This is a genomic window from Okeania sp. SIO2F5 (genome assembly GCF_010692685.1).
GTDB classification, from domain to species: domain Bacteria; phylum Cyanobacteriota; class Cyanobacteriia; order Cyanobacteriales; family Microcoleaceae; genus Okeania; species Okeania hirsuta.
Genome location: NZ_JAAHGU010000006.1, coordinates 243479 through 269802 on the forward strand (window position 1 = coordinate 243479; position 26324 = coordinate 269802).

Here is a 26324-nt window from a genome sequence, read left to right on the forward strand (position 1 = left end):
GCCCATGCTGATCCCCCTAAATCCCCCTGAGAAAGGAGGACTTGAAGATATTGTTCCCCCCTGAGAAAGGAGGACTTGAAGATATTGTTCCCCCCTGAGAAAGGAGGACTTGAAGATATTGTTCCCCCCTGAGAAAGGAGGACTTGAAGATATTGTTCCCCCCTGAGAAAGGAGGACTTGAATATCTTGTTCCCCCCTGAGAAAGGGGGGCTAGGGGGGATCAAGCCGCACTTCAAAAAGTGTAGTTTTGTACTCCCCCAACTGCTGGATGCGCCCAATTACTAGGCATCGGCATAGCTCCTTTAGCCTAAATTTCAACTGGATTTGCTTTCAAAATATAGGTCTCTAAATGAGTGAAACAAACGATATATCGAATTGGCATCAAGATTTTATTGCCAGTAATTTGCTGGTCATTGGCTATAATGCTTGGGCGGGTCATCTCAGTCAGAAGCGCGGCGCGATTGTTTGTAGCACAAATTCTCCAACATTGGGGGTTGGCGGAGAATCATTCCAAACCCATTTTGTCGGACGTTCTCGCCTTGCGCCGTTCCTGAATGCCTGGTTAGCGGCTCCTGACACTGCAATTTTGCACCATCACTTTATGATTGCTCACATCTTGGAAGTTGTCGATAATTATTCTCCAACCACAGAGGTTGTATTGTTGCTGGAGTCTTTCGAGCAAGTGACGTTCTTTTACTTGAAAAACCTACCCATCACACCACCTGAATGCTACGAGCAAGTATGTAAGACTTGGGATGAATTCCAGCCAGGAGTCAGTGTTAATAGCGGTTCGTGCGACCAGGTGCAGCCTAGTACGATGTGACAAAAGTCAACCTTTTAGAACCCACTAACAACTGACGCATTTGCTCGATGCCCACGAAGGTTGACAAAGCCCACGAATTTTACATCTATGTCCACTCTTCTCGAAAAAATAGCCTCCGACGAGGCGATCGATACTGCTTATGAATGGTTGTGTAAAAAACGCCGACATTATCATCCTAATGCCGATGTCTGGCAGCTCAGACGATGGTGGCACGAGAAAAAGCCGATTCTACAGGGGCAAATTCTTTCGGGCAAATTTCAATTTCGGGAGTTGCGCTTGATTCGAGGTGAGGAGAAATCAATAGAATGGTGGTCGTCTTTAGATGCTTTGGTGTTAAAGGCGATGACTATTGTTTTGACGGAACACTTGAAACCTGTCCTTTCGACCCGCTGTTTTCACTTAGCCGGGAATGGTGGGTTGAAGGGGGCGGTGCGAGAGGTTGCTGCTCATGTTGAGGAGCATCCTTTTGTCTTTCGCACTGATGTTAAGGGGTATTACGCCAGCATCAATCATGGAATTTTGATGGATATTGTGGGGAAATACATACAGGATGATGCTGTTTTACGTCTGTTATGGGGTTATCTGCGTCGCTATGTTTCGGATGGGGCGGAATATTTGCGCAGCATTCCGTAAGGAAAACAACCGTAAGGGTTGGGGATTACTTGACTTCCTACCCTTCGGGAACGCCAAGAGCGAACGTAATGACGGTAAATATTTTTGTCTACTTACTTACAACTGATAACTGATGTGTCCGCTTACTGATAACTGATAACTGATAACTGATAACTGATATGTCCGGTATATGGATGACTGGGTGATTCTGGCTCCAACGCGGTGGAAGTTACGCAAAGCCATCAAGGCAACTAACCAGGTGATGAGTGAGTTACAGGTGATTAAACATCCGGATAAAACCTTCATCGGGAGAGTTGCCAGGGGCTTTGATTTTTTAGGTTATTGGTTTTCCCCTGCGGGTTTGGGTATCGCTCGGAAAACTGTGGAAAGGATGGTTGAAAATATGCGTCGGCTTTATGAGCAAGGTGCGTCGGATGAGCGCATTGAGGCATATTTTCAACGCTGGTGTCGATGGGTGAACGGTGGGATTTCAGCCAACGGACATGGTTATGTCTTTGGCTTTTTATCTTCTGTGTGTCATCGCGTTTTACGGTCTGGGGCGCTTGATTATGCTCTGTCGGCAGCACGGGTTGTAAATGGCTATACTACCCGTACCTTGCCGCTCAGACCGACTAGTAAACGTTTCGATGGGTTAGCGATAGCGTAACCCATCCTACTGCACTCAGCCAAGCCTTTAAAAAAACTTCCACAAATAATTCAAGTGTTACTGCGCTATTTAGGCACAGATAAACATGTTGGATTTTTCCAGGGAATATTGTACCAAGACGTGAAAACTTTTTCTTGATTCCATGTCCTGGGAAGCGATCGCCTCAATCTGTGGATGGGATTACATTATCTCCGCTTTATTAAGTACCTCATCATAGGGAATTGGTCAAAGACCCCAGCCTCGCCTTCCTCAACCCGTGGTCGGCTCCATGTGTTGGGGGTTGTGGGTATCTCAACATGATTTCGCCGAAAGCGTTCCTTTGTTGCTTCTCAGCCATCGCTACTGTTTCTTAATAGGGCAAGAGCGCAGTAAAAATATTTCTTAAAGTTAATTAACACACCCTGCTATTGTAGCAATACATTCGTCCTTTGTCCAGCTTATTTCCCATTCAACTTAAAATAGCTAAAAGCTATAACCCGAAAGACTTATAGAGTTGGATTTTGAGATTTGAATACGTCTCCAAAGTTACAGAACTTTACAATTAGTCCCTTTTTGCGCGTATCCCGGCTGCACCCAAAGTCGGAGTATTGACCGCAATATTATCATCAGGTAAAATAATGCTTCAAGCTTTATTTCAAGGCTTCATATTTTTATCGGTTCTAGCTATTATCTTCTTGGATTTTAAAGCCGATTAAACTCATTCGCCCAACCTCAGATGTGAGGTTGGGCTAACATCCTTCAACAGGACTCAAGAACTAAACTAATTAAATCAAATTAGAGTTGATTTCCAACAATATGTTTAGCCTACAAACCATTTTATAGCCACTCGGTCTTGCTCGTGACCCCGTGGATTATGTGCGCCTACGTCCCATCGAATCACGTCGCGATTACCTTGAGTATCAACAACTATCATGAACCAGTAGGAGTCATCCTGGAATTTAAGAATATTTCCCTGAAATGCTACACTTACATGTGAGGTATTTTGTGCATATACAATTCCGTTTTTCACCCAAAGAGTTTGGGCCACTGTGATGATTTGCACTTCACCACTATCCACAAGAATACGAACCGATTCACCTTGGTTAACAGCTTCTATGAGTAGATTTTTGTCACCTGCGGTGGTATTACCACTCATATCGTTAGCATATACTAGAGACCACGACATCGCTTAAATCCTCGTCTTTGTTGTTTTTGCAAATACTATGTAATTATTGGAGTTTGGACAAAATGTTAATTTCGATCCTTTCTCCTTACACTCTTAAGACGATTTCCAAACCAAATTTCTGAATTTATCTTGTTAGCACTAATCTTTAGGACTCGACTCAACAAACTTCAATCATCAACCCACATTTCGCACTTCAAAGCAAATTACCAATGAAGCATTCCTTTCAATTATCCGCGTGTGAGTAGCAATTGATACTGCTGGCGAAATTATCCAAGGGTGACAAGCACCCCGAAACTTCTGCCACCACTGGCTTAACCTGACCCAACCTGAAGACAATAATTGAAGGTAATGACCATCAGGACACCCAGAAGTGGGTGATATAGTAGCGGTGCTACTTTTACCCTTTTGTGTAGATGAGGATCTAGGGGCACTGTGCGCCGTTAAGGTCGTTAAAAAGCAGCTCAATAAAAGCCTTTTTTAGGTTCTCATTACTAGAACACCACTAATGCCAAATAAACCTCTAGCGCAACTATTCCAATATCCAGCGATCGCCTCTCCTCCTCCCTTCCATCCCACACCCTGCATCAAACTCTGCCAAAAAACAGAAAGTATAGACAATAAAGGTGGGTCTCTAATAACATTAACCACATCAGTAATATTCAACCCAACCATCGCCTTTAATCTCATGTCCGNTTAAGAGGGAAGATTTGGGGAGAGATAATACAAAAAATTCAACACTCCTTCAACTGAATTTTCCTCAAAATTAATGCGCGAAAAGACTTGACTACCATAATTATATAGATCTCAAATGGGTTCTATAAATAAACTATGGAGGAGTCAGGAGTCAGGAGGTAAGAAAGAATAACAAAGAAGAAGGAAAAAGCAATAAGCAATAAGAGCTGATTTATAAAGTAAATATTAAAAGGATAAATACTTTACAGTGTAAGAGTTTGACAGTATCTAAACCCCAAGGTCATAACTTTTGAAAAACCCATGCTAGAAAGGGATTTTAGCTCAGTTTACAAATCAGCTCTAAGGAAGAGGAGGAAAAGGAGAAAGTTTTTTTTATCGTTAATTATCCGGACATGATATAGTATCTATTCCCTAAACTCGTAAAACTTTTTTTCTCATCAACTCCAAAACTGCTGTAGTTATCGTATAGTAAAATAAAAGATTATTTTGATTTAGGGATGGGGGAGTAGGAGAATGCTTCGGCCACTGTAGTCTATCTATTTGAAAACCACTCTAGCAGTCCAAGCAAACAGCCCGGACATATTAAAAGCTTAAAATTCAGAGAACGCAAGATGTTTTCAACTTTAGTCCATCCTTCTTCCTTCTCCTATATTTAAAGCGATGGCTCTTTTTCTCCCCTGGCCTATTCTGCTGAGAGTCGATCAGGGCAAAAAAATGTTACTTATACCCACATCATTTCTTAACATAAAGCTTGACTTTAGAGACAAGTTATGAGTGAGTCTTGGCTCGGCTTTTTCGGGAGAAAAAATGTATTTTTCCATACTTTTTTTTGACAACTTCAGTAGTTTTACTTAGCTACTATGATTTTTTCTCCTTTCTCCCCTGCTCCCTGCTCCCCTGCTACCCATAAGGGTTTCAAGACTTATGGGTAAGGGATAGGTTTCTCAGGGGGGTTAAAGAGATAAAAATATAAAAATTTATTCTGGTTGTTCAACTGGAAATAATACAACATCTTTTTCTAACTTCTATTTATAAATCAGTAACAAATTTTACAAAAATTAAATTTTATTTAGAGTATTTGCAAAAAGTTTGCAACAGAGTTATACTTTGAATTAGTAACGAACTACCGATCTAGCAAAAAAAATTTGACAGAGAGAATAGGTGTACCTCTCTGCCAGTTATGTTCTCGTATTTATTCTATAATCTGAGTGAAATTTTGTAGGCAATTCAAAGTTTAAGAAGTTGAATTTCTGAAGCTTTGCTTGCAAGTACCTACTAAAATAGAGTTTTTTGCTAGTTTATGAAAATTCTATGACAATAAAAGTTTAGGTGTTGCATCTACCAGCTTCTTTTGTATAGTTCATTTTCCAGGAAATTCTTAAATTGCTACTTAATAATTATGTGAAACTAGTTCAAGACTACTAATGTGTCTGGAGCAAGGAAGTGGTCTAAGTGATATGCACGCTCTTCAGTTTTGAGTAGAATTTGCTCATAGAGGTAGCGAGTAGCGCGATCGCCTAAGCTTTCAGCTTGTGCAGCAAGACGACGTAGAAGTTTAATAACTTCTTGTTCTGCTGCTAGATCGTGTTCGACCATAGCTCTAGAGTTAAAACTTCCATCTTCTTCAGGAGTAAAACAGCACATTTCAGACAACTTAGCAAAGCTAGCAACTGGAACGCCACCTAGACCATTTAAGCGTTCAGCCAAGTCATGGACATGATCTCTTACATCATCATAACTTTCTTGAAAAAACTCATGCAGTTGATAAAAATCCGATCCTTCAACAACAAAATGATGCTTCTCATATTGGAGATATAAAGCTTGGAAACTGGCCAAAGCAGCATTCATACCTTCACATACTGGTGTAGTTACCTCTTTTTCTAATCCAACTGGATTATCCTTAACTTCACCAAATGCTTGTACTGGGGTAGCTGTAGTCATCTTAATTTATTCTCCTTTCAATTAACTTAATTTATTGCTAGTTATCTAGTTTGATTTATTGCTAACAGTTTTAAGTCTACCACAGTTAATAGGAGAGTCAACCTGAGCCAAGATCGCAGATAGAAGATATTCTAAGTTAGCAAATTTTTTTTGATAAAACTATTGAGAAAGTTTAGCAGCTATTGTATATTCAAAAATATAGTTACTCTGGTAGAAACACATCAGAACTGCTAGAGGTCTTAACGGTAAATTTAGTGCTAATATATTGCAATTGAAAAAAAAATGAGTACATTCAACCAGAGGCCAGACACTAAGGAAATTTTACAAATAAGCTCGGTAGACCGATGGGAAGTCTATAAACGCTTACAAGAATTGGATATTCATTGTTGGTGTGAAGCAGAAAAGCCATTACGGGTACAGCTCAAAAACACAAATGAAGCTACCCAATTAGAAAGTGTTTTAAAACAATTCACAGCTAATCGTTGCGAATTGGTGCAATTGTTACAACGCTGTTGGCAGGTTAGCTAATATGCTGATTAATACCATAAGTTAGAGAGGGGCAAAAGTAATGTATTTATCTGTAGAGATACAAAACTTTTAGTAATACCATTTCACTTAAAAAATGTCACAAATAGTTGGTAACTGATGAAGTCAAATAATAAGCTGAAATTCCTGTAGAGTAGAGGTTTTAAGTACTTAAAATTAACTTTTGACTTCTAACTTTTGACTTTTGACTTTAGTGAAACTGTATCAGTATTTAAACCTTCCCCTAGCCACATAGATGACCATGACCTAGCAAAAATAACCAACAATGTCTAAATCCAAGAAGCAAATGACAAAATTTATCTTAGAAGGACAAATCCAAGAAGTTACCGTTAAAGACGGCTATAAACTAAAATATATTCATGTAGAGACGCCAGCCGGGAATAATTATATCATCAAACTTGCTAAACCTTTACGGAAGATTTTTGCCTCAGTATTAATACCAGGTTTAGGAGTAAAAGTAACTGGAGAAAGAACAGTTTATCGGAAAACTGGTGAAGAAGAATTGAAGGCTTTAAAAATTAAACCAGATTTTAGCAATAACGCAATAACACCATGTAAAAATCATAATGTGGGATTAGTTGAAACTTTATCTAGCCAAGTAAAAGAGCAGAAGTTATCTGAAACTGAACATACTTGTAGTAAATCTCCAGAAATCACTGGAACTAATTCTAAATGTGCAGCGAAGAAAGCTCAGATTTTAGTGTGCCAAAAATCAGATTGCCAAAAACGGGGTGCAGGCAAAGTTTGTAAAGCATTATCAGAAGTATTAAGCGATCGCGGCTTACAAGACCATGTGACAATTAAGAAGACTGGATGTCTGAAAAAGTGTAAAGCAGGACCTAATCTAGTAATTATGCCTAACAAAGCCCGTTATAGCCGGATTAGTTCATCAGAAATTCCTGATGTTATTGAAAAACATTTTAGTTTAGAAGCATAACACAAAAGATTGCTAATTTGTAGTAAGTTTCTCTGGTTCCAATCTCTTGTTGGGGATTGGAAATATTTTGCTGTTTATTTGTAATATAAGGATTAAAATAGTGTAGGGTAAAGACAAAAAAGTTATTTTATGCCTACCGAATATTAATTTCAGGGAAGCTACTAATACCGTTTCACGGAAGTCAGAAGTCAAAACTTATAAGTCAGAAGTCAGAATTTAGATTTGATCGGCTAAAGACTTTGGCAATACAATAGTTTCAGGCAATTATTTGACATTAAAAGGAGCAACACTATTTGTGACATCCTTAAAGTGAATTGGTATAACTAAATTAATAGCAATTAAGGAAGACTAAAAAAGTGTCACAAACTAAGCCAACTATTTTAGTGACTGGGGGAGCAGGATATATTGGCTCTCATGCAGTGCAGGCCCTACAAACTGCAGGTTATGAAGTCGTAATTCTGGATAATCTTGTCTATGGACATCGGGACATAGTAGAAAATGTCCTGAAAGTAGAGATGATTGTCGGAAATACAAGCGATCGCTCTCTATTAGACAAAATTTTTGCCACTCACAATATAGCAGCAGTAATGCATTTTGCTGCATATATTTTTGTAGGAGAGTCGGTTAAAGACCCCCAAAAATATTATCACAATAATGTAGTAGGTACACTAACATTATTAGAAGCAATGTTGGCAGCATCTGTGAAAAAATTTGTATTTTCTTCTACTGCTGCTATTTATGGGGAACCACAGACTAGTCCTATTCCTGAAGACCACCCCAAAAATCCGATTAACCCTTATGGGGCGAGTAAATTGATGGTAGAGCAAATACTTTCGGACTTTGAGGTTGCTTATGATTTTAAGTCTGTTTGTTTTCGCTATTTTAACGCAGCAGGGGCGCATCCTAATGGTTTAACTGGAGAAGATCATAATCCGGAAACTCATCTAATTCCACTGGTATTATTAGCAGCATTAGGTAAGCGAGATGCTATCTCAATTTTTGGTACAGATTATTCTACCCATGATGGTACTTGTATTCGCGATTATATTCATGTATGTGATTTAGCAGATGCTCATGTGTTGGGGTTAGAATATTTATTGAATGGTGGTAAAAGTGAAGTATTTAATTTAGGTAATGGTAATGGGTTTTCTGTCAGAGAAGTGATAGAAACGGTTAAGAAAGTAACCGGAAAAGATTTTCAAGTAATAGAATGCGATCGCCGACCAGGAGATGCACCAGTGTTGGTAGGAAGTAGCGAAAAAGTAAGGAAAGTATTGGGTTGGTCTCCTAAATATCCAGAGGTGCAAAATATTGTTACCCATGCTTGGCAATGGCATCAAAAAAGACATGGGAAATAAAAGTTAAAAGTCAAAAGGCAAAAGTAAGAATAATGGTGTAGTCGTGGTTACAACTAATCTTTATGATGGAGATTATTTGTCTGTCTTTAGATATAGCTTTGTATCAGAAAGCTGATTTTTTACCCAAATAAAAGTCGTTGTTGCGCTTTAGCTCTCCCAGATATATTTAGGGGGTATCCAGCGCAACTATAAACAAATAAATTTTTGATAATTCAATTGCTACATAGTTTGAATTGAGAAAAATAAAACTAATGGTTATTCCAGATATTCCTGATGGTTGGAAATATGTTATTAGCTCGTTAGTTGGTGGAAGCATCGCGATATTTGTCACTTTCTTAAACAATCGCCATCAACTCAGTAAAGATACCAAGATTTGGGAAAAAGAAAAATTGTGGGAAGGTTATCAAAAGTGTATTTCTAATTTAAACTTAATTGATAGTTTCTGGACGAATTTGAGCGCAGAAAGCGGAGTCAATTATGTTTTGAAAATAGAAGAAAGAGAAAAATTTTTTACCCTATATTCAGAAATACTGCCTTATTTATATTGGATCATATATAATTCTCCAAATCCCCAATCAGAAGAAATAAAAGCATTGAAATAAATCATCGGGGAAGAGGAAATAAAAACAACATTTCAGATGAAAAAACTAATTTTTTTTAATTTCTAATCCTAAACTTTTAAATCCCATGAAACAAGAGCTTACTAAGTTAATGGTTAATGACTCTAGACTTTCAAAATCATAAGTAATATTTAAAACTTTTTCCACATAATTAATATAGTTTAACTATTAGACATCTCCAATAATCAAAAATAAAATCAATTATCATACATAAATCATCAATTATTTCCCCCTACTTCCTACTCCCTCTTTTGGAGGAGATGTCTGTTGAAAACTATACTTATAAATAGTGATTTTGCTTCTTTTTCTGTGCGTTATAATTTTCCTAACCTAATATCTATGACAGAAGAACGACTGACACAAATACAATTTACTCAACTGGTGGCAGAAGTTGAGCAATTATCTAGACAGCGCGACGAAGAAATTGACCGAGAGCAGATGCAGCAGATTTTACAAGAGCTAAATCTCCCGACTGACTTGGTAGATGAGGCAATGATGCAGTTGCGAAGGCGAGAAGCGTTGGCAGTAGAGCAGAAGCGGAATAAATTGATTACTGTGGGGGTGCTTTCTGGGTTGGTAGTAGTTATAGTTGCTAGTTTCTTATGGTTTCAAACTCAAAAACAAGCATTAAATAATGTCTATGCTAATTCAGGGCAAAGTAAGTTGACATTAGAAACAAATAGTGGTCAAGAAATACTAATTGTGGTTGATAGTCAACAAAATTCAGAAGTATTTTATCGGGTAACTCTACAAGATGCACCAGTAGGAAAAAAACTTTATTTAGGGTGCAACTGGATTGATTCTAATGGTGAAATTAGTCATCAAAATAGTTACCAAACTAAGCAAATTAATAAAGCAGTTTGGCCGACTTATTGTAAGTATAAATTTCATACTGGTTCACCTGTGGGAAATTGGCAGGTGGAGATGTATTTAGGCGATCGCTTTCTCAGTCAAACTGAGTTTACAGTTAAGTAAAATTTTGTGATTAAGTGCAATATCAATTTATTGGTTATTGGGGATATGGTTTCCCACTAGAATTAAATACTATTCTCACCAAGCTAACTGAGGAAAAAAAGACAAAAGTGTTTAATTTTAATCAGGGAATAACTGTTGGTGGAATTAGTTATATTGGTGGGGAAGAAATGAAATTAGCTAGGGGTGAGACTTTGATTGCTTCTCTATCTGCCTCTGGTTTATCTGATAGTATTGATGCTTGGGTAAAGTTAGAAAATAACCAATTAATTTTAGGTAGGGAACCTTTTGGAAGAGTGCCTTTATATTGGGCAAAAATAGAAAAAGTTATTTGGTTTGCTTCTCAATTCAAGTTATTATTACCTATGATTTATGAGCTATCTATTAGTATTCCTGGATTTTATGGTTATACTTGTTTTTCTTATGTGCCAACTCCACTCACTCCAGTAGAAAACATTTTTGCAGTACCAGCAGGAACAGAACAAATTTTTTTGGAGCCAGAAATACAAATTCAACGTCGTTATGACTGGCGAGAAAATTCCGTACAAATTGAAGATAAAAATGACGCAATTACACAGTTACAAACCCTACTTAAAAATGCGATTAATCGGCAAATTATTGACTTAAATTATGAACCTGTAGGAGTTTTTCTTTCAGGAGGTTTAGATTCTTCAATAGTTGCAGCTTTATTAGTAAAAGCGGGAATAAAAGTGCGTGCATATACCTTAGATTTTGGGAAAAATAGTTTTTCAGAATGGGAATATGCAGAAAAGGTTGCTGAACATTTAGACATACCTTTAGTGAAAGTATCTGTAACTCCAAAGCTGATAAAAAATGCTTTATTAGATACAGTTAAGGCTTTAGATTTACCTTTTGGTGATGGGGTGACAGTACCTTTATATTTATTATGTCAAACTGCAGCTCAAGAAGTATCTGTAATTTTCAATGGGGAAGGAGGAGATCAATTATTTGCTGGGTGGACGAATAAACCAATTATTGCTGCTGCTGTTTACAATAGACAAGAAAATTTCATTCAACGATATTTGCAGACTTTTCATAAATTATGGGGTTATGAACAGAAAGTTTTTCAACCACAAATTTATGAAAAAGTAAAAAATATCTCAGCAGAAAAGTGGATAGAATTTGCTTTAGATGAAGGTTTTTGTACTGGATTAATCCATAAGTTACGTCGTGCTAGTTTGATTTTGAAAGGGGCACAAAATATTCATCCCAGGGCAACAAATTTGGCATTTAGTAATGGATTAGTTGTACGATCGCCTTTTTGTGATTTAGAGCTAACTGAATGGACTTTTCAAATACCAGGAGAATTTAATTTAAAAGGTTCAAATGAAAAATATATATTGAAAAAAGCGGTAGAGTCTTGGTTACCACCGGAAGTTGTTTGGCGAGAAAAAAGAGGGATGGGAGTACCTTTAAGTTATTGGTGTTTAAATGAATTATGGTCAGAAATTAGGCAATGGTTAAACCCAGAAGTTTTACAAGCAGAAGGTAGATTTATTTCGGATATAGCTATTACGATAATTCAAGGAAAATTAGGGGGGCAAATTAGGAATAGACGCGTGGGTGAAATTCTCTGGTTATTAATGATTTGGGAAATTTGGCGAGTAACAATTTTAGGAGAATCTACTATTAGTAATTATGGGTATAATCCTTTATTATTACCGCCTTGGTGGTGGAGGTGGGTTGAGCAGGTTAAAAGTTAAATTTGATCTGATAAAAACTTTAAGTGCTTAGGGAAAATTAATTACTTAATTTTATTCTCTGTAATTTTTACAACATAAACTTTAGAGCTTGAGAGTATGTGTAATTATAGCAGTCGCCATTACTGTATTTGACATATCAAAAACTTAGATATCAGACAACGAAAATTTTTCTTTCTTCCTTTTTCCTTAAATGAATTATGATTAAAAACGAAATTGATATTATAGAAGAATATTTCTACAACCATGATTTACTTGAGAATGAGTACATGAAACAACAGAAATAAGAATATTTAGACCAAATTCAAAAAAGGCAGTTACATCTTAATTTGTGATTTATTCCTAAAAGAAAAAATTAGAAATTCCATAAATTATAAAATTTCCACTTTTTTTCCTCTTTAATATTTATGTTTTTCTTTCCCTGTTCCCTGTTCCCTGTTCCCTGTTCCCTGTTCCCTGTTCCCTGTTCCCTGTTCCCTGTTCCCTGTTCCCTGTGTCGTCACTGTAGCAATATTTTATGAAATTGGTATTAGACCACAGGAATAATGATTTCCCAATTAACCCATATCGAAACTATTTAAAAATTCTTAAATACTTCAAATAAATTAACCAATATAATCCCAGCTATGCAGCTTATTTTACAAAGCGAATAAAAGCTCAAAAGAAGGAATGGAAAGATTGCAAAGCTGTCATATCTGAAATGATTGTTTACCACAACTATATTCCACTAATTAGAGAAAGATTGGTCAAATCTTTATCATTGGAAACTGATGAATGTGATGTTATAGTTGAGCGTTGTGACAGCTCTAAATATTACCTCGAAGTTTTTTGTATAATGCCAAATTTTCAAGAAGATGAGGATGGAGTAATAAATATTCAGACTCATACACAAAAAGCATTGTCATCGGTCAGACAAAAACTCTTGAATAAGGCTAATAAACAAAGACAATTTTCAACAGAAAGAGAGAATTTTGCAGTTATAGAATTAAACGACAGACGTATAGCTCGTGATTTGACAATTCTGTCTTCTTTATCTGATGGCTACAAAATAAAAATTGATATAGACAAAATGAAAACTGTTGATGAAGGTTATGACTGGGAAACTTCAGTCTTTAAATCCCCATAAACTCGTTTTATTAAGGGAGTAATATGGTTTCATTTGGGAAATTACCAGGATAGAAAAATATTGATAAATCCTTTCTATAAATAATGATAAAAAGAGGAGTAATAAATCTCTTTATATAAACTAGACTTGGTATAACGAACTATCACTGCTTGACATACGGATAAATTATAAGCTACTTCTTCAAACCAGATTTAGTATGATTAGTTGATAGTCATATATTAGCCAATGGCATACTCTCTACTGATAACATAGATTATGATCTAGACTGTTACTTGTTCAGTTAACTATGGTAGAAAATATGCCAAATTTTGTGACTCCTTTTTCTCTGAAATTTGCCCACGAATTACTAGAAAATTATGGTTCTCCTCTGTATGTTTATGATGGCGATATTCTGATAAAAACGATAAATCATATTACTAAATCTATTCCCTATCCCCACACAGAATTTCATTTTGCCAGCGTAACTAATGGTAATGTATCTTTATTACAAATTTTTCAAAGGTATAAATGGGGTCTTCATGCTAATACACCGGGGGATGTTTTTCTGGGATTAAAGGCAGGTTTTTCCCCTGAAAAAATTGTCTATAGCGGGAGTAATTTAAACGGTCAAGAATTTTCACGACTATTAAACTGGGGGGTAACTACTTTTAATTTAGATAGTGTGAGTCAACTACAGTTATTTTGTGACGTATATATAGATAAGTTTGCCAGAGAAATTACGCCAAAATTAGGTTTGAGACTGAATTTACCAGAACTAACGGGAGAAAGTCGAATTGGTGTTCGACCAGAGGAATTTTCCCAGGCAATTCAAATTACAAAGTCAGTGGGTTTAAAGTTGAGTGGTTTACATTTTTATCGAGGTACTGGCACAAATACTACGAAAGCTTTTACTCAAGTAATTGAACCAATATTAGCAATTGGTAAATTTTTACCAGACTGGGAATATTTAGATTTTGGTGGTGGTTTTGGTTATCCTTATAATGACAATGGGATAGCTTTTAACTGGCAAACTTTTGGTGCGGAGTTAACAGCAGCGATAGAAAAAGTAGGCAGAAAAATTAAATTAATTATTGAACCTGGTCGCGCAGCTATTGCTCGTTCAGGCACAGTATTAACTAAAGTTATTTCTGTGAAATGGCAGGGAGATAAACAAATAGTTGGAGTTGATACAACTGTGGCTAATTTATCTGTGCCATCCGTCCATGGGGGTTATCGAGAAATTGTTAGTTTTCGGGAAATAAATAAGTCAGATTTATATTTGACGGATGTTTGTGGAAATACAACTTATTCCCGTGATTATTTGGGTAAAAATTGTCAGTTACCTGCTTTAGAAAAAGGAGATATTTTAGCTATTTTAGATACGGGTGCTTATGGTTATGCAATGTCTTCTCATTTTTTACATAGACCCCGTCCTGCTGAAGTTTTGTTAGAAGAAAGTCAGCATAGATTAATTCGTCAGCGAGAAGATTATAATATTTTATTGAATGGTCAAATTTTTAGTTAAGGAGTCAATAGATGAAATGTGTTAGATGTGAAACAAATAATAATTTCAAAGAAAGAATAGAAGCTGGGGGTAGATGTAAAAATTGTAATCATCCTTTTGTTTTTGACCCAAAAGCAGGAAGTAAATTTACAGATATATTTTTCAAGAATTCTATTCAGATTATTTCCTCTGAAAATACCTTGTTTTTTACCCCTAAACAGTTGTGGTATTTGATAGAGAAGCGTTTAGTTAATAAAAACAATATTGAGCTATTGGGATATTTATTTATTTCTGCTTTTTTCTTACCATTTATATTACCATTTACATTTACATTGGCATTCATTATAGGTGTGCAAATGAGAACCCTTTTTTTGATACCTACCATAATATTTTTGAGCTTGGTATCATTCTTGATTTGGGGTAGTAAATCCCAGCAGTTTCCCACCAAAATTAGAAGAATTTTTGCCAGAGCTATGCAAATTCTTGGAGGGTTAATTCTAGTTGCTGTTTTAGTTTGGTTTTTTAAATTCTCCACCGTGAAAAATACAGCATTTTTCTTATTTTTGTTAGGTATTGGTTTAGGAATATTCTTAATTTATTTTGGTATGCGACTACTAAGCATTCAACATAAAATACCTCAACCACTTCAGTTTCATCAAAGTGAAATTCCCCATTGGTTGAGTCGTTGGGAAGAAGTTAATGGTGAGGTGACAAATGTTTTAGCTCCCTCCAAAGAAATGAGTGAACCTATAGAAATTAATTCTGAAGTTAAAGCTTATAGTTTTGACAGAGTTATTGTTTGTGACACTGCCGAAATTGCTCAGTTTTTAATAGCTAATAATTTCCACTTTGAACATAACTGCGCTGTACTAAGTATTGATGGATATCCCCAGAATATTTTTAGTACAGTAATGCAAATGTTAAAACAAAATCCAGACTTAAAAGTTTATGCTTTTCATAGTGCTACCCCCCGTGGAGTTACGACGATCAATGAACTGCGAAATAGTCCTAATTGGTTTGGCGGAAATAATCTAATTATTTATGATTTAGGATTATTGCCACGTCATGTATTTCCTAGTAAGAATATGTGGATTATCAAGTCAGATGAATTAGCAGGACAAGGGCGAAAAATACCAGCAGAAGTCAAGCAAACTTTATCAACAGATGAATTAGAGTGGTTAGAAGCAGGATTTTATGTAGAATTAGAATCTTTTTCTCCTCGTAAATTACTACAAGTAGTTTCTCAAGGTATTGCTAAAACTCAAGCAGTTGCTAATGGTTATAGTTCAGCTTCAGATAGTAGTTTAGATTCTGGTTATAGTAGTGATGATGGGATAATTTTGGTTGGTATTGATGATGATAATCGAAATACAAGTTTTTTCGCATCTGATAGTTTTGGTTAAATATTTTAGGTTGGGTTAAGTGCAGCGCAACCCAACAAAAACATATATATCTATATCTATAATTGTTAGGTTTTTCCTATGGATAAGCTACCCTAATACCGTTTCACTAAAGTAGGTTGGGTTAAGTGAAACGCAACCCAACAAAAACATATATCTATATCTATAATTGTGAGGTTTATCTTGTGGATAAGCTACCCTAATACCGTTTCACTAAAGTAGGTTGGGTTAAGTGAAACGCAACCCAACAAAAACATATATCTATATCTATAATTGTGAGGTTTATCTTGTGGATAAGCTACCCTAATACTGTTTCACTAAAGTAGGTTTTTTTCTATCCGATAGTTTTGGTTAATGTAGTTATTGTCTATATATTGGGTTCATCCTGCTAATACCATTTTGAAAAAAGAATGTTACGAATAATAAGTGCAATAAAAAAAATGCAGGAAATGTCTCTTTGATAAAAAAGATAATTTATGACCTAAAAACTGGTATTAAATCTATTCATTCTGACTCCTGACTCCTGACTCCTAAAAAGTACCCTACCTATTTGTAGCAAACATTTATAAAATTGGTATAATAAGCTCCCCTAAGATGTCTCAACCTAACCTAATAATAACTAATAACTGTTGGGTTTATCCTCCGGATAAGTTCCACTAACGTTCCTCAACCCAACCTACGGGAGTCTACATAAACCTATTTACGATTAACTTGTAGCCAAATTTCTAAACTTACTAATAACCAAAGCTGAATACCATAACGCTTCCAAGTATCCCCACGATAATTTAACCAATCTTTGATTAAATCTTGATTAAAATAAGGAGCGATCGCTGCATTTTTACTTAACAATAAATTCCTAGTTCGACGTTGCCATATTTGTTTAAACCAAAAGTTAACAGGTACCATCATTCCACTTTTTGGACGAGTTAATATTCTCTCTGGTAATAAGTCTGCCACTGCTCGTTTTAATACCGCTTTTTCATCAGCACCAGATAATTTATATTCTGGTGGAATTTCTAAACTTAGCTCCACAATTCTTTGGTCAAATAATGGGGAAAGTCCGATTAAACTAGCCGCCCTAGTCATATTATTTACCTTAGTTAAAATATGGTCTGCTCCTTTAAATTTAATATTGAGTAACATCAAACGGTTTAAATAATCAGCATCAGAATTTAAGTCAGATTCAAATATATAAGATTCTGTTTTTACAGCTTCCCAAATCTCCGGTTTTAATAGCTTAGATAAATCTGCAAAACATTTATGAAAAGAACTTAGATAAGATGAAAAAATATCTGATTTTCCTGACTGCAAACCACCATAAATATTATTTAATAACATCGGTTTATTTTTCGGTCCGCCAAAACAAGGGTCGCCACCTTCACCATTCAGAATAACCCCCACATTTTCTGCTGCTAAATTTCCTAAAAGATAATTAGGAACTGTTAATGGGTCGCCAATAGGGTCATCTAAATTTGCCATAGTAATTGGCAGTTTATTCCACATATCATCCGGTGTAATTTCTAGGATATGATGTTGAGTTTGACAATGTTCAGCAACTAAACTAGAAAATTCTAATTCGTTCGGTAATTCTGCACCAAAATGTATTGAATAAGTATGTACTGGATAATCATGATTTTTTGCTGCTAATGCCACAATACAACTCGAATCTAAACCACCCGATAAATAAGCTCCCACTGGTTGATTATTTGGTAAATATTCAGGAATAATTTTATCTAGAAGAGAACGTAATTTTTGACCATGATATTCTAAAGGTCGGTCGGCATTTTTAACTTGTGCTTGTGGTTGCCAATAAGACATTGGTGATGGAATTTTTAAATCATTAGTAAAATGGATGAAACTTCCCTGTCTTAATTCTTTTACTTCCTGCCAAAGAGTACGTTCTCCAGGTACAAAAGCACAACAAAGATAATCCCGTAAAGCAATTAAATCTAACTCATTAGAATGGTAAGAAGAAAGAATTTTTAACCGAGGAGAAATCCAAATAGTTGAGTCAGTAGTCGTGTAATATAAAGTCCGTCCACCCACGCGATCGCGTCCAATCCATAATTCTTTTTCTTCCCTATCCCAAACTGCTAAAGCAAAAATTCCTTCCAACAACAAAAAAGTTTTTTTTCCATAACTTTGCCATAATTCAGCAACTATTTGAGTAACAGTAAGAGAGGTAGAAATATCTAAAAGTTTTTGTAATTGTGGCAGATTAGTTAAACAAATATCACCCACAACAACAAACCTTTCATTAGAGCTAAAAGTAGGTTGAACTTGATGAATCAAAAAATGGCGATCGCTCCAAGAAATATCTGCCTTTATCTGGTCTATTTTGCCCCAAGCAATATGCCAATTAGGGGCAACTAAATTTTTATTTGTAGGAATGGATAATTGTTTATTTAATGATAAAAAAGAAAACTTCATATTTACTAATTTAGATAATAATTATTGGGTAGTCCTACATAGTAATGGTAAGATAATTTAAGGATAAGTAATATCATGTCCGGTTAAACAGTTATAAATAAACGACTCATAATTCATAATTTAGAATTCAGAATTTAGAATTTAGCAGGGAAGAAAGAAGAAAAGAAAGAGAAAGTTTTTTGATCACTAATTATCCGGACATGATATAAGTCGGTGAAAAAAAACCAAATTATGTAAATAAATTTTAAGCAGTTTGATTTGAGTAAAATTTAAAACGTTCCGTACTGTAGTTTCCCTTTTTTCCCCTACCCCCATGTGTAAATTTCCTCACTCATATATGTAGGTATATTATCCATATTTACTTATCTTTACATAGTTTGGTTTATTTATGCCAACTTACTTAGAAGCAAAAGTTATTGATGGGAATCATCAATATTAATAAATTTTTAGTATGGATGGTTTTCCTAACCATATCCAATTGAAAATGTGCTCACATTATCATTGCCTAGCAAAGCGGAACAGTGTTCTATCATTAGCTTTATGCTCTCACTTGAAGTTACTCAAAGCCATAAATAATTCTACTTAATTAAATACACAAATTTTCTGTAGCTTGTTGTGATATAATCTGAAGTGCTGAATGTGGGTTAACTAATTTAATTGTAGGAGACATGAAAGTAACTCCAAAACAAATAGAGACTGTTTACAATGAAAGCAATGCCGTTGAACACTACCTATCTAAAAGTCGTCGTGATGGTGTAAAAATTGAGTGGGAAGAACCTTTTTCTTGTTCAGTATTTAAGAGAGCAATTGTATTATGCAACAGAAAGAAAGGAGACAAGCTAAAAGTTCTTGATGTTGGTTCAGGTACAGGTGATGGATACGCTTTACTATCCCAGTTATTATGTGATGATTTCGCCATTGCTGGCAACTACGAGCTAGATTATTTAGGTGTTGATATTAGCAGCCAGATGGTAGAAACTGCCCGTAATATCTATGCCAACCATAGTAACGCTAGGTTTGAGTGTGCAGATATTCGCACCAGCAGTTTGACTGAGCCTTTCGATATTTACCTCTCTTGTGGAGTTCCCTACTCCCATCTTACCCACAAAGAACTTCACCAAGCCCTCAAGATGATCGCTGCCAATGTTTGCCAGCATCGCTCCCGGTGTGCTGTGGTGGTGGATGTCTTAGGGTGCTACAGTATTGAGTGGACACCCCAATGGCAAGAAAGCCGTTGGAATTACTCTATGAGTTTTTTCGAGAGTGAAGGGAATGCAGAAGCTACCTGGATGAGCTTTTACTCCCATCACCACTTGCAAGAAATTATGCAGCAAGTCATGGATGAAGTAGGCTGTCCTGTAGAAAGATTTGACTTTTTTGACCGTTCTATCATGGTAGGGCGTCATACCTCAACGGGACAGTTTAATCCGAAATTACCCCAGTATCGGAACCTAGTTAATAGTTTACTTGATAGTTCAGTGGAGACAGATTTAAGTCAACTGCTATTTTCAGTAGAGTTAGGTTCAGCACCAGAGCATATCTTAGATTTCTTCAGGAAATTTTCTCGTTGGTGGAATACTTTGGTGAGTCAAGCAGCAGCACTTTTGGGTGAGTCTCTAGCAGTGGAGTCTGTGGAATTACCTTCAGAGATTCAAGAATTCCAGGAAAATGTCCAAAAGGAATTGTCCCATATTTCTGACCGAAATCTGTACCGACAGAAGGTAGAGTTGCTGTTGGCTGAAGCTTTACGTTGTTTGGAAGCAACGCAACAACCAGGCTATGGTGTAGGTCATGATTTGTTTGGGGTAATGTGGTTGGATGCCACCAGGCTTTAGGTAAAAACGGCTTTCTTAAATCAGTGTTAACTATAGAAGCATTGACGAATAAAGTTTGTAGCATTTTTAGGTCGGAAAAAGTATCGTATTTTCGCTTGATAAGGCTCAAAAAGTTAGTATTTGAGTAAGATAGAGGCAGAAAAATTAAGGGATAATTTTTCCGAGTCTCTCCTCTACAACTACCTCCAAATCTTGAATCTTAACTACTCCCTACTCTCTACTCCCTGCCTTAGCAAAAAGACTTTTGAGCGCAAACCCTAACTAGATATCTAAAGTGAATGAATGTTTTTTGTGAAGTTCAACAATCAAATATAAAACCAGGAAAAAGAAAAGAGGAACGCCCCTTACATCTCCTGATTTTATCCGCTAAGACGGAAATAGAATTGCAGGAATTGAGGGCAAAGTACATTAGCTATTTAGAGTCTACTACCGACGAAAAATTGGCGGATATTTGTTTTACTGCCAATATAAGCTGTAAGTGCCTGAAGTATCGCTTGGCAGTTATCGCCTCCTCAGTGGCACAGATGCGGGAAAAATTAATGGCACCTGACTCAGAGAGTATGGGGGTTGTTGAAAACCAGGAAAACAAGAGCAAGATTGCCTTTCTCTTTACCTCTCAGGGCTATCAGTATGTAGGTATGGGTCGCCAACTCTACCAAACTCAACCGACTTTCCGACAAGCACTCGATCGCTGTAACAACATTCTTAGTCCATACTTAGAAAAGCCGTTATTGGAAATTCTCTATCCTCCAGAAGAAATAGAAGAGTCAACCCAATATCTGCTTGATGAAACAGCTTATACCCAACCAGCATTGTTTGCAGTACAGTATGCTATGTTTGAACTATGGAAATCTTGGGGAATTAAACCAGATGTAATGATGGGGTATAGTGTAGGGGAATATGCTGCTGCTTGTGTTGCTGGAGTTTTTAGTCTGGAAAATGTTTTGAAAGTGATTGCCGAACGCAGTCGGCTGATGGCAGAATTACCAAAGGATGGTAAGATCGTGGCAGTAAAAGCATCAGAACAAGAAGTTCGCACAATTATTGGTTCCCAGCCTTGTCCTATTTGGATTAGCGCCATCAACGGCCCCAAAAATGTCGCTATTGCTGGCAAAATCGAGGATGTGGGCGCAGTGTCTACGGCAGTAGAAGCACAGGGACTTGAAATTAAAAAACTAAATGCTTCTGTTGCTTTCCATTCGCCCTTGATGAAACCTATGTTAGGTGAGTTTAAGCAGGCGCTCCGAGAAATAAGTTTTTCTCCACCCCAAATTAAGCTAGTTTCTAGTATGACGGGGAAAGTAGTAATAAAGGAAGTGACTTCTCCAGATTATTGGTGTCGTCAGATTATCGAACCAGTGGAGTTTTTAGCTGGCATGAATAGTCTAAAAAGGGAGGGAATTGAGATTTTCGTAGAAATAGGGCCAAAACCAACTTTACTACGAAGAGGTTGCCAGTGTCTACCAGATGCTGAGTACTTATGGCTGCCAAGTTTGTCTCCAACTGAAATAGACTGGCAACAAATGTTAACCAGCACTGCTGCACTTTATCTTCGTGGCATCCCGGTAGATTGGGTGGGTTTTGACCGCGATTATAACCGTTCTTTCCTACCTATACCAAGTTATCACAGCAACTAAATCACTGAATTATCTGAAATTATGACTTTTTTAGTAACTAATGATGATGGGATTGATGCTCCCGGTATTCAAGCCTTACACAAAGCATTGTTTCAAGTAACCACTGATCCGATTGTAGTTGTTGCTCCTAAAGAGCACCAGTCTGGCTGTGGTCATCGGGTTAATATTCGCACCGTTATTCCTGTAGAATGGCGCTCCGACACTGAGGTGAGTGTAGACAGTACCCCAGCAGATTGTGTTCGTCTGGGCATCAACTATCTCTATGACGATATCCATTTTGTCGTTTCTGGAATTAATGGTGGTTGTAATCTAGGTTCAGATATTTATCCTTCAGGAACCATAGCTGCTGCTAGGGAAGCCACCCAACATAGGATTCCTGCCATTGCCTTTTCTCATTTTAAACGCACTGACTGGGAGTTAGACTGGGAGCGAGCCACCCAATGGACAGTGCGGGTGTTGCAGGAATTACTAACTCAAACCGTCGATCCTGGGACATTATGGAGTGTTAATTTTCCCCACCTAGAGCCGGGATCGCCAGAGCCAGAGATTGTCTTCTGTTCCCTGTGTACCCGTCCCCTACTCACGGAATTTGTGAAGCAAGAGAATGGGTATCTTTATGTGGGAGACGATATCAACCGCAAGTCTGATTCCGGTACAGATGTTGATGTGTGTTTGTCAGGGAACATTGCGATCGCCAAATACTGTTTATGGTAAAAAATATTTATTCTCAATTCACACTTAAAGTTGCCACAGTAACTGTAATTAATCCATCCGATAAACTAATTCCTATTTTGGTTTTGTGTCCATCTCAGAATGAAAAACAGTTATTTTATCGTGCTGAATTTTCTGATTATTGTTTCCATTGCCTAGAATATTCCTGTTTACAAACTACCCCACCGAAAATCAAAGATCGAGTAGATTTAGTAGCTTTTTGCCAAGATGCGATAGCTTATGCCCAAGCACATCAAATTGTGGCTATTTACTATAGTTTTGATATTGCCAATTTGGTAGCAGCAATAGTTTGTGAAAAGCTTAATTTATTTAGTCCTCGTTTTGAAAGTGTGGTGCAATGTTTTCATAAATTTTATGCCCGTAAAATTGATTCCTATGCCCCTGGTTACTCTGTTGTGCAATGGGAAAATGAAGGGAAATTGACAATTGATGAGCAGATTTTAACTAAACTGAAATTTCCCCTATTTGTCAAGCCAGTTTGCTCTAGTTACGGTATGTTTTGTGGGATAGTAAATAAACCAGAACAGTTATCAGAATTATGCAACAATCTTGCCAAGAATTATCAACCTTGGTGGCAAATGTATCAGGTTTTGTTCCAAGAATTTATTGATAGCAGAAAATATCCTCTAGCTACCACATCTCAAGTTCCCCTTTTAGTGGAAGAGATGGTTTCTGGTAAACCTTTAACCTGTGATGGTTTTGTCTATCAAGGGCAGGTTCATTTTGTCGGTTTAGTGGACACATTGGAAGCCGAAGATGGCTCAGTTGATTGTTATGTTTTTCCTGCTCAAGTTAGTTGTCAACAACAACAAAATATTTACGATCGGGTGACTAATTTTATTCAAGATAGTGGTTTAGATAACAGCTTTTTCAGTGCAGAATTTTGGCTTCAAGGGCAAGATACCCCGATCTTAATTGAAATAAATGCCCGCATGAGTGCAACCTTTGGCTTTCTATATCAGCAGAGTCTGAATTTTAATTTACCCAAAGCTGCTCTGAAATTAGCTCAGGGAATTTGCCCCCAAATTCCTCAACACCGATCGGAAGAAGAAACGATCGCTAGTTGTCGTCTGTATATTTCCACTCGTAAAAGTGGTATTGCCTCAACATTGTTTGATTTTAACCTGGCTCAACAAACTCTTGATTGCTCACAACTGATTACTTTTAATTGTGAACCAGGAGAACAAATTCAAGACACTCACTATCATCCTACTCCCCTCGCAGAACTCAATCTTGTAGGTGCTAACCGAACTGCTCTACAATTTTACGGGGAACACCTACGCAATGCCTTACTCTTAGAAAGACGCTCCCCAACCTATCAAGTTTCTGTTGTGCAAGAGTGTCCTATTCAAGGAGGTGAGGGACTTTGCTACGATGGGGAAACTAATCAACTATTTTGCTTAGACTACGGTAACTCTCAGCTAATTAAATTGTGCTTAACCACCTGCCAGGTGCAGAGATTTCCCTTACCTGGTTTGTGTTACGGTGTCGCAGTCTTGACAAAAGGTACGTTGGTGTTGTCTGGAGAGTTGGGGCTAGTGCAATTTAATCTCCATACCCAGAAAATAACACCAATAATCGAAACCTATCAGGGTAAAAAGTTAGTTAGTAATGATGTAATTATCGACACAACAGGAAACATCTGGTTTAACACCATTAATGAGGATACCACAGGTATTAAGGACAAAGGAAAACTGCTAAAGTGCAATCCCCAAGGACAAATCCAGGAAATGTTTGCGGGACTAAGCTATGCTAATGGTATGGGATTATCCCCAGATGGGCGATCGCTCTACGTTGTAGATAGCTTGGAACGGTCGATTCACGTTTTCGTTGTTAATGGTGATTGTTCTGAGTTTTACCACGATCGCCAATTTATCGTTTCCCAGGAGCATGAAGGAGTACCTGATGGATTAGCTGTAGATCGTGCAGGTTATCTTTGGGTTACATTTTGGTTTGGTGGTAAGGTAGTTTGTATTGATCCGCGATCGCAAGCAAGAGTCAGAGAGATTATTCTACCTGTGATGAATATTAGTAGCGTGACAATTGTTGACTCCAAATGCAATTGCCCTGCCGACTCACCTTGGAAATTGTTTGCTTGCTCATCCATAGTTCCTTGGTTAGGGGGGAAATTATTAGCACCTTGGTACGTAGATGATTTGGTAGTCGAACAACGAGGATATCTTTTTGAACTTCGCGAGAGTGAAAAAATCGGGGGAGATAACAATATATGGTAAGATAAACAAATGTCTAATTACTCCGATGAAGATAAATTACTAATAATGTACCAGGTTTCTAATATATTTTTCTGGTTTCTTTGGCGCTTTTTATATATCAATAAATTTCGGAGGCCGACTTGCTTGAAAAGTGAGTATTTTTCGGGTAGCAAAAGCCGAAAAATCACTCTTACTATTGTTTGGGCCACTGACTCTGTAATTCCCATTTATTCTACCTCCTAACTACTGCCTACTGTCTACCCTCGCAAAAAGACTTTCCATACGCAAACCCTAATCAACAACTACCTCTTCTTTGAAAGGAGAGGATTGACTCAAAGGAAAATTTTTCCTTCTGCCCTCTGTGTTCAACTCCCGCTACCTTCGTTTATTAATTTTTAATTAGGGCTTGCTGATTAATTCTCAAAGCATTGACTGATATTGGTTGTAGCATTTTTTTGTCGAAAAAAGTGCCAGCTTTTCAGTGGCAAGAGCTGCATAAAGCTAGTATTTTGGGATGATTATGGCAGAAAAATTGAGGGACAACTTTTCCGACTACCTACTCTATAATTCCCATTTCTCCTGACTCCTGACTCCTTCCTTCACTCATAAGACTTTCTCAGCAAACCCTAATTATTCATTATTAATTATTCGGTAAAGTAGTCTTTTACTGCACTTTTTACTTTTTATATTCCCCAAAACCTATAATTTTGTAGCTCATGCTTTTTGGGAATTGCTATAATCTAAAAATACAGCATATTTTAAACTAATGTGGTACAACTGACGGGGTCAATATTTTGTGCTTGTTCACTACCCTAATTCCCATCTTTCCTACTCCCTAAAAATCAATATATGTACCTCTTAACGAAGTCAGAAGTCAGAAGTTAACCCACCCCTAACCCAACCCACCCCCGCTCCTCCCAGGAGGGGAGCCAGGAGGGGAAGTAGGGGATGCGTGAGCAACTCTCCAAAAATATTGCGCCTTAAAAGGCGGGGTTTTAGACCCACATTATTTTGATAACTTCGGAAACTGCTGTATGTAGATAAAATTGAGTCTAATAGACATCTCCAAAAAATCAAAATAAAATCAATTATTTCTCCCTATTCCCTATTCCCTATTACCTATTCCCTCTATTTTAAAGACTATGGCATCTATAAATCAAGATTTCTCGATCGAGAATACTAGAAAAAATTCCCTGCGCAACGTTTTTATTGTACCTTTTGTTTGACAAATATTAACAACATTTGCATTAATTGGTTATCTTTCTTTTAGAAATGGAGAAAAAGCAGTTAATCGATTAGCAAGTCAATGGGAACATGAAGTTACAAACCGTGTTGAAGACCACCTAAATCATTGTCTAGAATACCCTCATATTATTGTTCAAAGTAATATCAATGCTATTCAACTCGAACAAC

At 36.9% G+C, this 26324-nt stretch carries 20 protein-coding genes; 16 read left to right on the forward strand and 4 right to left on the reverse strand.

All coding sequences use genetic code 11. The annotated features are described in order from the left end of the window. Positions 1-349 precede the first annotated feature (349 nt). The 3 genes from F6K27_RS04105 to F6K27_RS04115 all read left to right on the forward strand — a co-directional run bounded on the left by F6K27_RS04105 (position 350) and on the right by F6K27_RS04115 (position 2102). Positions 350-823: a hypothetical protein gene (locus F6K27_RS04105; RefSeq protein ID WP_287284108.1), complete on the forward strand. Its 474-nt coding sequence runs from the start codon at positions 350-352 to the stop codon at positions 821-823. An 87-nt stretch (positions 824-910) separates the two neighbouring features. Then, positions 911-1456: a hypothetical protein gene (locus tag F6K27_RS04110; RefSeq protein ID WP_287279060.1), complete on the forward strand. Its 546-nt coding sequence runs from the start codon at positions 911-913 to the stop codon at positions 1454-1456. Between the two features lie 169 nt (positions 1457-1625). Then, a complete protein-coding gene (locus F6K27_RS04115; protein ID WP_287279061.1) occupies positions 1626-2102 on the forward strand; it encodes a hypothetical protein in 477 nt (158 codons plus the stop codon). 799 nt (positions 2103-2901) lie between these two features. On the opposite strand, the gene F6K27_RS04120 is transcribed toward F6K27_RS04115, so the two are convergent. The 3 genes from F6K27_RS04120 to F6K27_RS04130 form a co-directional block, all read right to left on the reverse strand. After that, positions 2902-3267 carry a hypothetical protein gene (locus F6K27_RS04120; protein WP_287279062.1) on the reverse strand — a complete coding sequence of 122 codons (366 nt, stop codon included), beginning with the start codon at positions 3265-3267 and terminating at the stop codon, positions 2902-2904. Positions 3268-3744: 477 nt separating this feature from the next. Then, positions 3745-3939, reverse strand: coding sequence for a hypothetical protein (locus tag F6K27_RS04125; protein ID WP_287284110.1), 195 nt, complete (start codon positions 3937-3939; stop codon positions 3745-3747). 1428 nt (positions 3940-5367) lie between these two features. Next, the gene (locus F6K27_RS04130) at positions 5368-5901 is read right to left on the reverse strand and encodes a Dps family protein (RefSeq protein ID WP_287274328.1); all 534 of its coding nucleotides are present in this window, start codon (positions 5899-5901) and stop codon (positions 5368-5370) included. Positions 5902-6183: 282 nt separating this feature from the next. On the opposite strand from F6K27_RS04130, the gene F6K27_RS04135 reads away from it, so the two are divergent. The 9 genes from F6K27_RS04135 to F6K27_RS04175 all read left to right on the forward strand — a co-directional run bounded on the left by F6K27_RS04135 (position 6184) and on the right by F6K27_RS04175 (position 16067). Next, positions 6184-6429 (forward strand): Asr1405/Asl0597 family protein, encoded by a 246-nt coding sequence (locus F6K27_RS04135; protein WP_287274330.1) that lies wholly within the window; start codon positions 6184-6186, stop codon positions 6427-6429. Positions 6430-6712: 283 nt separating this feature from the next. Then, positions 6713-7384, forward strand: a complete 672-nt coding sequence (locus F6K27_RS04140; RefSeq protein WP_287274332.1) for a (2Fe-2S) ferredoxin domain-containing protein — start codon at positions 6713-6715, stop codon at positions 7382-7384. Between the two features lie 356 nt (positions 7385-7740). Further along, positions 7741-8742 carry a UDP-glucose 4-epimerase GalE gene (galE, locus tag F6K27_RS04145; protein ID WP_287274333.1) on the forward strand — a complete coding sequence of 334 codons (1002 nt, stop codon included), beginning with the start codon at positions 7741-7743 and terminating at the stop codon, positions 8740-8742. A gap of 251 nt (positions 8743-8993) precedes the next feature. Next, positions 8994-9344: a hypothetical protein gene (locus F6K27_RS04150; RefSeq protein WP_287274335.1), complete on the forward strand. Its 351-nt coding sequence runs from the start codon at positions 8994-8996 to the stop codon at positions 9342-9344. 285 nt (positions 9345-9629) lie between these two features. After that, a complete protein-coding gene (locus F6K27_RS04155) occupies positions 9630-10337 on the forward strand; it encodes a hypothetical protein (protein WP_287274337.1) in 708 nt (235 codons plus the stop codon). A gap of 14 nt (positions 10338-10351) precedes the next feature. Next, positions 10352-12058: an asparagine synthetase B gene (locus F6K27_RS04160; protein ID WP_287274339.1), complete on the forward strand. Its 1707-nt coding sequence runs from the start codon at positions 10352-10354 to the stop codon at positions 12056-12058. Between the two features lie 697 nt (positions 12059-12755). Then, positions 12756-13181: a hypothetical protein gene (locus tag F6K27_RS04165; protein ID WP_287274341.1), complete on the forward strand. Its 426-nt coding sequence runs from the start codon at positions 12756-12758 to the stop codon at positions 13179-13181. A gap of 286 nt (positions 13182-13467) precedes the next feature. Further along, the gene (locus F6K27_RS04170; protein WP_287284029.1) at positions 13468-14685 is read left to right on the forward strand and encodes a decarboxylase; all 1218 of its coding nucleotides are present in this window, start codon (positions 13468-13470) and stop codon (positions 14683-14685) included. An 11-nt stretch (positions 14686-14696) separates the two neighbouring features. After that, positions 14697-16067, forward strand: coding sequence for a hypothetical protein (locus tag F6K27_RS04175; RefSeq protein ID WP_287274345.1), 1371 nt, complete (start codon positions 14697-14699; stop codon positions 16065-16067). A gap of 693 nt (positions 16068-16760) precedes the next feature. Here the strand turns inward: F6K27_RS04175 and F6K27_RS04180 are convergent. Continuing rightward, positions 16761-18494: an asparagine synthetase B gene (locus F6K27_RS04180; protein WP_287274347.1), complete on the reverse strand. Its 1734-nt coding sequence runs from the start codon at positions 18492-18494 to the stop codon at positions 16761-16763. 668 nt (positions 18495-19162) lie between these two features. Between F6K27_RS04180 and F6K27_RS04185 the strand changes: the two genes are divergently transcribed. From F6K27_RS04185 to F6K27_RS04200, 4 genes are all read left to right on the forward strand, one after another. After that, a complete protein-coding gene (locus F6K27_RS04185; RefSeq protein ID WP_287274349.1) occupies positions 19163-20329 on the forward strand; it encodes a class I SAM-dependent methyltransferase in 1167 nt (388 codons plus the stop codon). A gap of 278 nt (positions 20330-20607) precedes the next feature. After that, a complete protein-coding gene (locus F6K27_RS04190) occupies positions 20608-21966 on the forward strand; it encodes an acyltransferase domain-containing protein (protein WP_124142809.1) in 1359 nt (452 codons plus the stop codon). A gap of 21 nt (positions 21967-21987) precedes the next feature. Then, positions 21988-22680 (forward strand): 5'/3'-nucleotidase SurE, encoded by a 693-nt coding sequence (surE, locus tag F6K27_RS04195; RefSeq protein WP_124142810.1) that lies wholly within the window; start codon positions 21988-21990, stop codon positions 22678-22680. Continuing rightward, on the forward strand, positions 22674-24932 hold the full coding sequence (locus tag F6K27_RS04200) for an SMP-30/gluconolactonase/LRE family protein (protein WP_287274351.1): 2259 nt from the start codon (positions 22674-22676) through the stop codon (positions 24930-24932). Before surE ends, F6K27_RS04200 begins: the two co-directional genes overlap by 7 nt. Positions 24933-26324: the final 1392 nt, after the last annotated feature.

What these genes read in the sequence shown, in the direction of transcription:
- F6K27_RS04105 (WP_287284108.1), top strand. Translation starts at nt 350, where the DNA reads ATGAGTGAAACAAACGATATATCGAATTGGCATCAAGATTTTATTGCC.
- F6K27_RS04110 (WP_287279060.1), top strand. Translation starts at nt 911, where the DNA reads ATGTCCACTCTTCTCGAAAAAATAGCCTCCGACGAGGCGATCGATACT.
- F6K27_RS04115 (WP_287279061.1), top strand. Translation starts at nt 1,626, where the DNA reads ATGGATGACTGGGTGATTCTGGCTCCAACGCGGTGGAAGTTACGCAAA.
- F6K27_RS04120 (WP_287279062.1), bottom strand. Translation starts at nt 3,267, where the DNA reads ATGTCGTGGTCTCTAGTATATGCTAACGATATGAGTGGTAATACCACC.
- F6K27_RS04125 (WP_287284110.1), bottom strand. Translation starts at nt 3,939, where the DNA reads ATGGTTGGGTTGAATATTACTGATGTGGTTAATGTTATTAGAGACCCA.
- F6K27_RS04130 (WP_287274328.1), bottom strand. Translation starts at nt 5,901, where the DNA reads ATGACTACAGCTACCCCAGTACAAGCATTTGGTGAAGTTAAGGATAAT.
- F6K27_RS04135 (WP_287274330.1), top strand. Translation starts at nt 6,184, where the DNA reads ATGAGTACATTCAACCAGAGGCCAGACACTAAGGAAATTTTACAAATA.
- F6K27_RS04140 (WP_287274332.1), top strand. Translation starts at nt 6,713, where the DNA reads ATGTCTAAATCCAAGAAGCAAATGACAAAATTTATCTTAGAAGGACAA.
- F6K27_RS04150 (WP_287274335.1), top strand. Translation starts at nt 8,994, where the DNA reads ATGGTTATTCCAGATATTCCTGATGGTTGGAAATATGTTATTAGCTCG.
- F6K27_RS04165 (WP_287274341.1), top strand. Translation starts at nt 12,756, where the DNA reads ATGATTGTTTACCACAACTATATTCCACTAATTAGAGAAAGATTGGTC.
- F6K27_RS04170 (WP_287284029.1), top strand. Translation starts at nt 13,468, where the DNA reads ATGGTAGAAAATATGCCAAATTTTGTGACTCCTTTTTCTCTGAAATTT.
- F6K27_RS04175 (WP_287274345.1), top strand. Translation starts at nt 14,697, where the DNA reads ATGAAATGTGTTAGATGTGAAACAAATAATAATTTCAAAGAAAGAATA.
- F6K27_RS04180 (WP_287274347.1), bottom strand. Translation starts at nt 18,494, where the DNA reads ATGAAGTTTTCTTTTTTATCATTAAATAAACAATTATCCATTCCTACA.
- F6K27_RS04185 (WP_287274349.1), top strand. Translation starts at nt 19,163, where the DNA reads ATGAAAGTAACTCCAAAACAAATAGAGACTGTTTACAATGAAAGCAAT.
- F6K27_RS04190 (WP_124142809.1), top strand. Translation starts at nt 20,608, where the DNA reads ATGAATGTTTTTTGTGAAGTTCAACAATCAAATATAAAACCAGGAAAA.
- surE (WP_124142810.1), top strand. Translation starts at nt 21,988, where the DNA reads ATGACTTTTTTAGTAACTAATGATGATGGGATTGATGCTCCCGGTATT.
- F6K27_RS04200 (WP_287274351.1), top strand. Translation starts at nt 22,674, where the DNA reads ATGGTAAAAAATATTTATTCTCAATTCACACTTAAAGTTGCCACAGTA.